Source organism: Aporhodopirellula aestuarii, from assembly GCF_023701485.1.
Classification (GTDB): Bacteria; Planctomycetota; Planctomycetia; order Pirellulales; family Pirellulaceae; genus Rhodopirellula; species Rhodopirellula aestuarii.
Map to the genome: position 1 here is coordinate 99,478 of NZ_JAMQBK010000043.1, position 11,487 is coordinate 110,964.

The following is an 11,487-nucleotide window of genomic DNA, read 5'->3' on the forward strand; positions in this document are numbered from 1 at the left end:
CTCACGCTCCACCGCGATGGGGTTGTGTTGGTGCGTTTAACCGACGCTGCCTTCGAGGCTGACGTTGAGAAGTTTGCGGGCTTCGACGGCAAATTCCATCGGCAGCACGTCGTAAACCTCTTTGCAGAACCCGTTGACGATCATGTTGACCGCGTCCTCGGTAGGCAACCCGCGTTGACGCAGGTAATAGATCTGATCTTCACCGACCTTCGACGTCGACGCTTCGTGTTCCACCTTGCCGGTCGTGTTGCGGACTTCAATGTAGGGGAACGTGTGAGCGCCACATTTGTCGCCGATCAGCAACGAATCGCACTGCGAGAAGTTACGAGCGTTCGTCGCGCCTTTCATGATCTTGACTTCACCGCGGTAGCTGTTTTGGCCAACGCCCGCCGAGATGCCTTTAGAGATGATCGTGCTCTTGGTGTTCTTGCCAATGTGAATCATCTTCGTGCCGGTGTCGGCTTGCTGATGATTTGCCGTCACCGCAACGCTGTAGAATTCACCGACCGAATTATCGCCTTGCAGGATCACGCTGGGGTATTTCCAGGTGATCGCCGAGCCGGTTTCGACTTGAGTCCACGAGATCTGCGAATTGTCGCCACGGCACGCGCCACGTTTGGTGACGAAGTTATAGATGCCGCCTTTGCCTTCGCTGTCGCCGGGATACCAGTTTTGGACCGTCGAGTATTTGATCTGGGCGTCTTCCATCGCGACCAGTTCCACAACCGCGGCGTGGAGTTGGTTCTCGTCGCGTTTGGGAGCCGTGCAGCCTTCGAGGTAACTGACGTAGCTGCCTTCTTCGGCAACGATCAGCGTACGTTCGAATTGGCCAGTGTTCTGGGCGTTGATGCGGAAATACGTCGACAACTCCATCGGGCATCGCACACCCTTGGGGATGTAGCAGAACGAACCGTCGCTAAAGACGGCCGAGTTAAGCGATGCGAAGAAGTTGTCCGAGTAAGGAACGACCGAGCCGAGGTACTTCTGAACCAATTCTGGGAAGCGGTGAACGGCTTCGGAGAATGGGCAGAAAATCACGCCGTGCTTTTCCAGCGTTTCGCGGAACGTCGTGACGATCGACACGCTATCAAAGACAGCGTCGACGGCAACGTTGGCGAGCATCTTTTGCTCTTCCAACGGAATGCCGAGCTTCTCGTACGTTTCGAGCAATACCGGGTCGACTTCGTCGAGACTGTTCAGTTTTGGTTTTTGAACGGGTGCCGAGTAGTACACCGACGCCTGGTAATCGATCGGTGGATACTTAACGTTGTGCCACTTGGGTTCCTCGAGGGTCAGCCAGTGGCGATATGCCTTCAGTCGCCATTCGAGCAACCATTCGGGCTCGTTCTTCTTCTGTGAAATCAGTCGCACGACCTCTTCACTCAAACCCGCGGGGATCGAATCGGCCTCGATGTCAGTGATGAAACCGTGCTCGTATTCACGCTGGGCGTATTCTTCCAGCAGCGCGTTTTCAGATGACATTTGTTGTTTCTCCGGTATGGTCATTGGACGCCAGTTCGGGGGAGAGCCGGATCAGGGAAACCGGCGAATCGCTCGCGACTGAAAATCGTTTGAGTATTCTTAAAACTATGAGTGGTCGTAAAGTAGCCCGCTTCTCGCCGATGGTGAACCACCACGACGAGGATCGTGTTAGCTCACTAGAGGTGTTTGTCGGGCCATGGTGGCGTTGAGGTCTCGGAACGGTGCCCAATCTTCCGGTAACCGGTCCTCATGGTAAATCGCTTCCTCAGGACATTCGGGAACGCATGCTTCGCAATCGATGCACTCATCCGGATGGATGTACAGCATGCGTTGGCCCTGATGAAAACACTCCACCGGACAAACCACCACGCAATCGGTGTGTTTGCAGTCGCAGCACGGTTCGGCAACAACGTGGGCCATGGTCGAAGGCTGGCGAAAAAGGGAAGAGACGTAACGAGGAAGATCCATTCAACGTTTGCCGCAAGGTGGCGATGCACCACGGCATGGAACCATCTATGCATCCCCTGTGCCACATCTTCCGGCGGGTGCGTTCCAGCGGGTCGTAAGTGACGCACTACAAACGATTTAAAATGTTTTTTCGGAATGTTTGCCACAAACCGGAGTGACCATATTTGGTCATTGTTGCAGGTGGATGTCTTGCCGCTGCGTTAGTTTTCCAGTGAAACTAGCATTTGGTAAAATGGGCGTGTTGTCGATATTTGGTCATCCGATCATATTATGATGGCTGGGTTCCCTCTTCGTTCGTCCGCAAAGTACCACACATTGGCCGCAGTCTCCCCCACTTACGAACGGCTCGTCGAGCGGATGCTCAAGCAGCTCAACATGGGCCACGGGCTCGATGAGCTGCTCGCTTCCGTGTTCGATCATTTATCCGGAGTCGTGCCGTCGAACCGGATCGCCGTGGCACTACTTGAGGAGCCCGCTCATGTGCTCCGCCTCGTCGCTTGTCGGTCCGATGGGGAAGTGAAGTTGAAGATCGGGTACGCCGCCCGCGTGGAAGGTTCGACACTTGCCCCGCTGCTCGAAACCGGCGCGCCCCGGATCATCTCAGATCTCGACGAGTATCTGCGACAAAAACCGACTTCGAGTTCGACGGAGCTGATCGTTCGCGAGGGAATGAAATCGAGTTTGACGCTGCCGCTGCTCGCCGATGGCAAACCGATCGGGGTGATCTTTTTTTCCAGCCGTCAGAAAGATCGATACACCGACCAGCACGCCGAATTGCTCGGCCGCCTCGCGAGCCCGATCGCGATCGGTGTGGAAAAAACCCGCTTGATTGGCCAGTTGCAACAGACCAACGAGGAGCTCGCCCGGGCAAACTCAGCCAAGGACGATTTCCTCGACACGCTTCGAAAAGAAGTCGACAAACAAACCGAACAGCTTCGGCGGTCCGAGAGCCGCTATCGTTTGCTCGTCGAGATGGGCCAAGTCGTGAACTCGAGCCTCGATGTGCGTCAGGTCTTTCGCCACGCCGCGACCCAGATCCACAAACAACTCGGATGCGACCGAGTTAGTTTGTTGTTGGTGGCCGGACGTGCGACCTCGCGGCATGGATTCGCAATCGAGTTCAACGGCGACCGTTCGCATTGGGCTGAGATCCCGACCCAGCCGCTGCCTGGTTCCGCGTTTGATTGGGTGATGCAGCACCGGGTTCCCCAGGTCGTGCGGTCGCTCAAGCAGGCGCAATCGTTTCCCGAAGATCGCAGGCTGTTCGAAGTGGGATACGGTTCGAAGGTTTACTTGCCGCTGCTTTCGCGTGAACAGAGTGTCGGTGTGCTGGGGATCGTGTCGCGCCGTGAGAACCAACCCGATCACTGGGATCTCGAATTATTGCGGGAGATCTGTGCCCAATTGTCGATCGCACTCGACAACGCTTCGGCGTATAGCGAGATCGATCGATTAAAGAGTGAGCTCGAACAACAGAACGTTTACCTGCGGGATGAAATTCGAACCGACAACGATTTCGGAAGCATCATCGGTGACTCTCCCGCGATGCGGCAGGTTCGGGTCGCGGTCGAGCAAGTCGCACTGACAGATTCGACGGTGTTGATCCTCGGCGAGACAGGGACGGGCAAGGAGTTGATTGCACGGGCGATCCATGACGCCAGTTCCCGCCGTGACAATCTGATGGTGAAAGTCAACTGCGCGTCGCTCGCTCCGTCTTTGATCGCCAGTGAACTGTTTGGTCACGAAGCGGGCGCCTTCACGGGGGCAACGGAGCTGCGTCGTGGCCGTTTCGAGCTCTCGCACCACGGCAGTATCTTTCTCGACGAGATCTCTGAGGTGCCCGCGGAGACCCAAGTCATGCTGCTGCGGGTTTTGCAAGAACGGGTGATCGAAAGAGTCGGCGGCAGCGAACCGATCGATATCGATACCCGTGTGATCGCGGCGAGTAACCGAAACCTCAAGACCGCGGCCGAAGAAGGTCGCTTTCGCGAAGACCTTTACTATCGATTGAATGTTTTTCCCATCGTTGTGCCTCCGCTGCGAGAGCGGCGTGAGGACATTCCGGCGCTTTTGAATCACTTCATCGGCCGCTTTTCGGCGCGAATGAACAAGAGCATTACCCGCGTCGATCGCCGCGGGATGGAAGTGTTGATGCAGTACGATTGGCCGGGCAACGTTCGTGAACTCGAAAACATCATCGAACGGTCAATGATCATTAGCCGCGGCGATACGCTGTCTCTCGATTCGTCGTGGTTGTCCGGCAACGGTGCGTTGTCGGGCAACGAACCGCAAGACACTCATTCGTTCGGCGGCATGTCGTTGGTGGGTGATGCCGATGTGGTTGGCTTCGGTGCAGCGCCACGTTCGGACGCCACGCTCGCGGAGATCGAACGGGGCGCGATCCTCGATACGCTGGATCGGTGTGGCGGTAAGGTCTACGGCCACGACGGTGCCGCGGTCGCGTTAGGGCTCAAGCCCACAACGCTATACGGAAAGATGCGGAAGCACCGAATCAAATCCAGCCGCCAGCACGAGTGAGTCAGCACATTAGCATTTGGATTTTTGCTGTAGCTACCGTCGCCAGACGGTGGACCAAGTTGCAACGAAGGTGGCTACCTAGCCATGTCCAACGTCTCGTTTTAGAAACGTTCTAACAAGATAACGCCACTATTCACGTGGCGTGGTCTCTGCGAGGCCGAGAACTGCGGGCGTTACCCGCCTTAGGAGCGTTGGAGTGGCTGAGCTCGGGGCTAGGCGAAGACTCCGATGCGTCTCTGCCAGAAAGTGACGCTGTTCAACTAACTGCGGGGGGATCGAACGGGGCTCCACATCAGGACAAAATCGCAGTTTTCTGGCCGCAAATTTTTTCTGCGAACTCTGTTTCGTGAATTAAATGGTATGTTTTGTAGGTTGCGAGCGGCCACGAAGGACTTAGGGCCGACACCTACCTGATGACGAGCGGTATTTTTTGATCATGAAGCAACCAGCCACGCGATCTTCCAAAGTATCCACCGCGAAAGCGTCGGTGGCGTCGGTGGACAAGACGTCCGCGCCAGCAGCACGATGGACGTTTCTCACCAATCACGCGCACGTGTTGATCGCGCTCGACGCCAACCCCGATTTGGTGTTACGCGAAGTCGCGGTCCAGGTCGGGATCACCGAGCGGGCGGTCCAGCGGATTGTGCAGGACCTGGAAGAAGAAGGGTTCATCCGCCGCGAGAAAGTCGGCCGAAAGAACCATTATGAAGTGTTGTCAGACCAAACCCTACGGCACCCGATCGAAGCACACCGCACGATCGGGGATCTATTGCAATTGATTCACGGTTAATGCGGCAACTAGCCACCGCGAGTGCCCGCGCCGAGCGGTGCCAAATTTTCGGCGACTCGCTCGAACCTTCTCGGCAGCGATCTGACGTTGCGGTTGTCAGACCAATGCAATCGATCGCGGGCTACAAAATGTTGCCCGGGCGATAGGCGGCGGCGTCGGGATTTGCTGTGACAATCTTTGCGATCTTGGCATTGACCTTCTCGATCTGTTGGGCAGCGTTTCCGATGAATTCGATCGGTGCGCCGATCGCAGCTTGCAATTCTTCGCCGGTCATCGGGATCCGCTCATCAGCGGCGAGACGTTCGAGTAGATCGTTATCATCACGGCCGGTGTCACGCATCGCCAGGGCGGCTGCAACGGCGTGTTCTTTGATCGCTTCGTGTGCCGTTTCGCGTCCGACGCCTGCCTTCACGGCCGCGACGAGGATTTTGGTGGTCGCGAGGAACGGTAAGTAGCGACGCAGTTCCCGTTCGATCACCGCTGGGTAAACGCCATAATCGGCGAGCACGGTGAGGAAGGTTTCGAGTTGCCCGTCGATTGCCAGAAATGCATCGGGGATCGCTACCCGGCGAACGACGCTGCAACTGACGTCGCCCTCGTTCCACTGGTCACCGATCAACCCGCCGACCATCGCGAGATAACCTCGCAACAGCACACAAAAGCCATCGATGCGTTCCGCCGAACGAGCGTTCATCTTGTGTGGCATCGCCGACGATCCGACTTGGCCGGGACGGAAGCCTTCCGTTGCCAATTCGGCTCCCGCCATCAAACGCAGTGTCCGGGCAAAGTTCGCGGGCGCCGACGACAACTGCGTCAGTGCGGACACGACATCAAAGTCGAGCGAGCGAGCGTAGACTTGCCCGACGCTATCAAACACCGACTGAAACCCGAGTCGCTGAGCGATCCGCGTGTCGAGCTGATCCAGTTTGCTGGCGTCGTTCTGGAACAGATCGAGCATGTCTTGCTGCGTCCCGACCGGTCCTTTGATTCCACGCAGCGGGTAGCGAGCAATCAGTTCGTCGATGCGTTGATGGGCGACGAGCAGTTCTTCGGCGATACTGGCAAAACGTTTGCCCACGGTGGTGACCTGAGCGGGCACGTTGTGGCTGCGGCCTGCGATCGCGAGACTCGCGAATTCGGTCGCCCGTTCACCCACCAGCGACAACGCGGTGACGATGCGGTCGCGGACGAGCGTCAAGGCCGATCGGATTTGCAGCTGTTCGACGTTCTCGGTCAAGTCGCGGCTGGTCATGCCTTTGTGAACGTGCTCGTGACCGGCGAGTGCGTTGAACTCTTCGATCCGAGCTTTCACGTCGTGTTTGGTCACTCGCTCGCGATCGTCGATCGATTGCAGATTCACTTCATCGACGACCTTGCGATACGCATCGATCACGTCTGCGGGGATTGTCACGCCGAGGTCGTTTTGTGCTTCCATGACGGCGATCCACAAATGTCGTTCCTGGATCACCTTGGCTTCGGGCGACCAGATCGCGACCATCGCATCGCTGGCGTAACGGGAGGCGAGGACGTTAGGCAAAACGGTGGGCATTGGGGCCGGCACGAAAATCTCCGAAAAAGAGCGGGCAAATAAGCTTGCGAAGGTTGAAAAAATCGCCGTCGGTGCAAAGTCGGGCGACGTCGGCGTGTCCCGGGACATGCGATTGGTGGTGAATATAGTCTCTCGACCGCCGGGCACGAATGACGGGCCCGGTGGGGGATCTACTGGCGATCACGGCCTCAGGGTAAACTCGCAGTTATGACATTGACCAGCCACGCGATCGTCCTTCTGGCGAAATTGTTCAGCGGTTTCACCGTCCGCTGGATCGACTGCCAGCCAGACACCTGCCAACGCATTTACTTCGCCAACCACACCAGCCACCTCGACGCGGTGGTCTTGTGGTCGGCGTTACCGAGGGAGATCCGCGCGTTGACGAGGCCTGTCGCTGCGAAAGACTACTGGAGCGGCGGTTGGTTCAAACCCCACATCGCGGCGAGTTTCAATGCCCTTTTGATCGATCGCAAAGAGATCCGCGTTCACAAGAGCCCGATCGACAGCATGATCCGGCAGATGGGTGACATCTACTCGTTGATCGTGTTCCCCGAGGGCGGCCGGAGCGCGGGCGATGAAATGAGCGATTTCAAAAGCGGCCTGTACTATCTGGGCAAAAAACGCCCAGACTTGGAGCTGGTCCCCGTGTACATGGAAAACCTCAATCGGATCCTGCCGCGTGGCGAGGTGCTGCCGGTGCCGCTGCTCTCGTGTATCACAATCGGGGCCCCGATTTTCTTAGAAGCGGGTGAACCCAAAGCTGACTTTTTAAGACGCGCCCGTCAGTCGGTTTTGCAACTCAAAGATCTTTAGCCTCTCAAATAATGGATTCATCGAATGAGTGATGGAAACGATCTCAATCCCAACCGTGCCCCGTGGACGACTCCGGGTGGAGCCGGCGCGGCGATGAATACTTCCGACGCGTACGCGCCGCACGAATCTGCGGGCGGTCCACAGCCGCCTCAGAAGAAAGGCCTCGGATGTTGGGTGTGGGGATGCCTTGGTGTCGTTGTATTCATGTTGCTCGCGATCGTCGGCATCGGATTCGGCACGTACTACTTCATCACCGTTCAGGTCGCCAAATACACCGACACGCAGCCCGCCGAAATTCCGGTCGTTGAGATGGAGCCGGAGGAGCTGACCGCACTGGAATCCCGTATCGAATTGTTTACCAACCAAGTCCGCGGCCCCGCAGATGGTGTGATGGATGACGACGATGCATCCGCAGCCGAGTCGACGGACCAAGACACCACCACGCCCGTTGACGTTCCTGCCGAACAGCCGCAAATGCGTGAGTTGGTCCTGACGGCGAATGAACTCAATGCGTTGATCGCGTCAAATCCCGATCTCCGTGGGCGAGTTTTTGTAGAAATTGCCGATGGACGCCTGTTCGGAAAAGTCAGTATCCCGATGGACATGTTCCCCGGAGGTGACGGACGTTTCTTCAACGCCGATGCGGAGTTCGACGTGTCGATGCAAGATGGGATCTTGGTCGTGCGATTAACCGATGCCAGCGTTAAGGGCGAACGCATCCCACAACAAATTCTCGAACAATTCTCGAGAGAGAATTTGGCCAAAGACGCCTATAGCGACCCCGATAACGCCGAAGTGCTCCGTAAATTCGAAAGCATCGAGGTGAAAGAGGATTCGATCATCTTGCGATTGCGACAGCCACCCGCCCTCGAGGATGCGAACGCTGACGCAGCAGAAGCCGAAGAAGCCGAAGCAGTCTTCGAGGAAGCGACCCCAGCAGAAACCGCCGCCACGGAAGCCTAACCGCGCCCACCGATTACAGACGGCGACTTAGCGAAGCGCGATTGAAATCCAACCGTCCGTGAAATCGATCGCGGAAACCTTCAACACGCGTCCCGCCAACGCCGGTGCTTTTACCGTGGAAGGCACGGGGAAACTGCGGTGCAGTAGTTCTCGCGGGAACAGATCATTGAAGCTTTTCTCCATGTTGGTCTTGATCGCCGTTTGGCTGATCGTCAACCGACGCGTGCCGGGGAACGACAGGTCGACTTCCTCGTCACGGATCAGCCACATGTTGCCGTCGTCACCGATCACCGGACGATAGGTGGCTGCTACTTCGAGAGTCCGTTTGAGTTCTCGGTCGCCTTGCGAAAACCGTGTTCCTCGCAACCCGATCCGCAGCGATTGATCGACCGCTTCGACGAACACCGGCCGGAAATTTGCCAAGTCAACCTCGAATTCTTCGCGCGGTGGCGGCGTGGTCGCTGCGTCGACGACGGCATCCAAACTGATGTCGTCAATATCAACATCCAAAACGTCTCCGATCTTATCGACCACGGGTGGCGATGCCCCGACCGGAGTTGGCAACACGATACCCATTGCTGTGATTAGTTGATCAATCTTCGCGGGGGAAAGTGTCTGTCCGGCGAGCAAGTTGGCGACCGTGTTATCGAGGATACTCTGGTGGATTTGCACCGCACTGAAGTAGCCGCCCGGATGAACACCAGTTCCGCTGCCTGATCGGATCGCTGACAATGGTGGCGGTTCAAGCAGTGCCGCCAGACCGGTCGGTCGCTGCAGGTTCGCTCTGGCGTAGACCGCCTCGGTCGTCGAACCGATCGTGCGCGTTAGCGGGGGGAAGTCCAAGCGTCGGAACCAAGGATCGATCAGATCGTCGATGCTCGGGAACGTTCGGGCTGCCGCTTCTGCGGTCTGTTCGTCGAACTGATCAAAAATTTGGTTGCGAAGTTTGTCACGAGAAATCGCTTCGGCCAGCGGTCGCTGTTCCGCCGCCTTTCGCCTCGCGATTTTGCGAACGATCTTCAATGGATGATTAATCCGATTGACTCGTGTTGACAAGTCTGCTGTCGCGACGGTGTCTCCGAGAATGATGCGATCCTCGGTAATCGCAAATTGGCGAGCCGCGTATACGTTTCCTGTCCCCGTTGTGTCGAGCGTTATCGGTTTGCTATAGCCCCGTGCATCCGACGTGAACAAACCGTCTATCCGAACCAGCACTCTCACGTATCCGTCTGATGGCAATAGTTGTGCGGTCACGTTGCCCTGGACGCGGGATCGGCCGAGTATCTTCGTCCCGAGAATGCACTCGTTCACGTCCTTGGGATTGTTCACCGGGCGAGTGAGGGCATCGGTAATGGTTCGTCCATCGACCCAGCCACGAAAGTTTGGTTTGCTGTAGTGCGAGCGAATCTTCGCCACCAACCGCTCGGCTTGGTTGGCGTCCGAAAGCCCACCGAGGAGCTGTTCCAACATCGCGACATCGTTGAACGATAACGTGCTCAGCGGTTGCGGTGATGTCGCGGGAGCGGTCGTTTCGCCGTCGTCTGTCGTGCCGGGTTTTTGGGTCGGTTTGGTTTCGGACGCGAATAACTTGGCAATCGCATCAAGCTGCTTTTCGATTGACGCGATCCCACGCTTCGGGTCCGAGTATCGCAGCGCCGCAATGTAACGCTGAATTGCTGTGCGTAATGCGACCATCGGAGCCAATTCCAGGCCCACGTCCAGTCCGCGCAGGCGTGCTTCGAGTTCAACGGCGGGCCTGCCACGCTGTGCGATCGATTCATTCGCCTGGATCGCATCACGTAGCGGATCGAGCTGGAGGTAACGCATCCACGCGTCGTAGTTCGTGGAGTCCGTGTTGCGGCGAAAATAGCCCTCGACGGCAGCCATTCGCTCGATCACTTCCGATTCGGATTGCTCAAGATTCGGTAGACGGTCGACATCGAGTTCCTCACGCGCCCGGTCAATTTCGCGGAGCAAGTCGGCAACTTGGTTGGGGCGGTCGTTATCGACCGTAGCCGTTTCGACCAAGACAGCCCCCGGCGGCAAGGGCGGCGGTCCGCCGCTTGGGATCCCCGAGGAAATTGATGTGTCGATGATCTCGGGCAAATCCGCCTGTGCGGTCGACGGCGACCACATCGACGCAGCGACCTGAGAAAACAGGGCAATGGCGAGGGTGAAGGAAAAACCAGGTTGCTTGAGCATGGATGTTCTGGGCAGGCTGCGGATAATACGAGTTTATGCAGTTTAGCTAGTTTTGCGCCAAAAGCACGACGTGTCGCCAGGAAACCCTGCACGATTAGTGCCAGTCGGATCGTCGCGGCGTCCGGCAACACGCCCGTCGTGGCCGTCAGCTAGGTACAATGTTGACGAATTGTCACTTTCATCCTCTCGAATGGACTCCCGATGGCAGGAACCGCAGTTGCCCAGTCGATCATTCGTGCTGCCAATACTGCCAGTCTGGGGACGCTGGATCGTGATGGTGGTCCCTTCGTGTCGCTGGTGACCGTGGCCGCAATCGGGCCCCGGACATTGGCGATGTTACTCAGTGGATTGGCCCGCCATACCCAGAACCTGCTCGGCCATCCCTCCGCATCGTTGCTGATCAGCCAACCGCATCCGGGCGGTCAAACTGACGATCCTCTCGCGGCGACCCGTGTGACGTTGGTCGGGCGAGTGCAAAAATTGTCGGCTGCTGAAGATTCTTCATCTCGGGAGGCCTTCCTGGCTGCCCATCCATCGGCAGAAATTTATGCCGGGTTTGGTGATTTTGCGATCTTCGAATTCACCGTCACCGAGGCCCATCTCGTCGCCGGGTTTGGCCGCATCGAAACAATCTCGGCCGATGATCTGTCATAATCTATTTCGCTATTTCCTGTCCCTCTTT

9 protein-coding genes are annotated in these 11,487 nt (G+C 57.3%); 5 read left to right on the top strand and 4 right to left on the bottom strand.

Annotation, left to right across the window (positions count from 1 at the left end):
- Positions 1-36 precede the first annotated feature (36 nt).
- Both sufB and NB063_RS16865 read right to left on the bottom strand, forming a co-directional pair.
- Positions 37-1,482, bottom strand: a complete 1,446-nt coding sequence (gene sufB, locus NB063_RS16860; RefSeq protein ID WP_250929917.1) for a Fe-S cluster assembly protein SufB — start codon at positions 1,480-1,482, stop codon at positions 37-39.
- Between the two features lie 168 nt (positions 1,483-1,650).
- Positions 1,651-1,902, bottom strand: a complete 252-nt coding sequence (locus NB063_RS16865) for a 4Fe-4S dicluster domain-containing protein (RefSeq protein ID WP_250929918.1) — start codon at positions 1,900-1,902, stop codon at positions 1,651-1,653.
- A 363-nt stretch (positions 1,903-2,265) separates the two neighbouring features.
- Between NB063_RS16865 and NB063_RS16870 the strand changes: the two genes are divergently transcribed.
- Together NB063_RS16870 and NB063_RS16875 are read left to right on the top strand one after the other, a co-directional pair.
- Complete coding sequence (locus NB063_RS16870; protein WP_250929919.1) at positions 2,266-4,488, top strand: sigma 54-interacting transcriptional regulator; 2,223 nt, start codon at positions 2,266-2,268, stop codon at positions 4,486-4,488.
- A 436-nt stretch (positions 4,489-4,924) separates the two neighbouring features.
- A complete protein-coding gene (locus tag NB063_RS16875; RefSeq protein ID WP_250929920.1) occupies positions 4,925-5,278 on the top strand; it encodes a helix-turn-helix transcriptional regulator in 354 nt (117 codons plus the stop codon).
- Between the two features lie 121 nt (positions 5,279-5,399).
- On the opposite strand, the gene purB is transcribed toward NB063_RS16875, so the two are convergent.
- Positions 5,400-6,827: an adenylosuccinate lyase gene (gene purB, locus NB063_RS16880; protein ID WP_250929921.1), complete on the bottom strand. Its 1,428-nt coding sequence runs from the start codon at positions 6,825-6,827 to the stop codon at positions 5,400-5,402.
- A 207-nt stretch (positions 6,828-7,034) separates the two neighbouring features.
- On the opposite strand from purB, the gene NB063_RS16885 reads away from it, so the two are divergent.
- Both NB063_RS16885 and NB063_RS16890 read left to right on the top strand, forming a co-directional pair.
- Complete coding sequence (locus NB063_RS16885) at positions 7,035-7,640, top strand: lysophospholipid acyltransferase family protein (RefSeq protein ID WP_250929922.1); 606 nt, start codon at positions 7,035-7,037, stop codon at positions 7,638-7,640.
- A gap of 24 nt (positions 7,641-7,664) precedes the next feature.
- Complete coding sequence (locus NB063_RS16890; RefSeq protein ID WP_250929923.1) at positions 7,665-8,603, top strand: hypothetical protein; 939 nt, start codon at positions 7,665-7,667, stop codon at positions 8,601-8,603.
- 27 nt (positions 8,604-8,630) lie between these two features.
- Here the strand turns inward: NB063_RS16890 and NB063_RS16895 are convergent, their stop codons facing one another.
- On the bottom strand, positions 8,631-10,805 hold the full coding sequence (locus NB063_RS16895; protein ID WP_250929924.1) for a hypothetical protein: 2,175 nt from the start codon (positions 10,803-10,805) through the stop codon (positions 8,631-8,633).
- 201 nt (positions 10,806-11,006) lie between these two features.
- Between NB063_RS16895 and NB063_RS16900 the strand changes: the two genes are divergently transcribed.
- On the top strand, positions 11,007-11,459 hold the full coding sequence (locus NB063_RS16900) for a HugZ family pyridoxamine 5'-phosphate oxidase (RefSeq protein ID WP_250929925.1): 453 nt from the start codon (positions 11,007-11,009) through the stop codon (positions 11,457-11,459).
- Positions 11,460-11,487 lie beyond the last annotated feature (28 nt).